This is a genomic window from Pectobacterium brasiliense, assembly GCF_013449685.1.
Taxonomy (GTDB): domain Bacteria; phylum Pseudomonadota; class Gammaproteobacteria; order Enterobacterales; family Enterobacteriaceae; genus Pectobacterium; species Pectobacterium brasiliense_A.
In genome coordinates this window covers 1-263 of the sequence record NZ_JACDSF010000150.1, presented here as the reverse complement: position 1 = coordinate 263, position 263 = coordinate 1, and the positions used below count along the sequence as shown (strand labels likewise).

1 protein-coding gene is annotated in these 263 nt (G+C 49.8%); it reads left to right on the top strand.

Annotation, left to right across the window (positions count from 1 at the left end):
* Nucleotides 1-61 precede the first annotated feature (61 nt).
* On the top strand, nt 62-263 hold a 202-nt coding region (locus H0248_RS21775; RefSeq protein WP_308415680.1), incomplete at its 3' end, for a DUF2931 family protein.

The window sequence follows — 263 nt, the reverse complement described above, 5'->3', positions numbered from 1 at the left end:
CTTCTACGATCGTAAGCGGTACCGAATCACTGTTGATTTACCTGCAAATTTAGCGCGGCAAATGCAGCAACGCTATCAGGTCGGCGAACGCACTGACCAGCGTAACTGGCTCTATTTTGGTCTGGCACCCGGCGGTTATTATGAGGTGTTACTGCAGGGGGATTTACTTGGCGTCAGTCCAGATCTCTTGCTTACCCGGGGTATTGCCGAAGAGGTCACCGATGATTGGAGAGATAAGACCATACCCTTGGAAAAACAATATG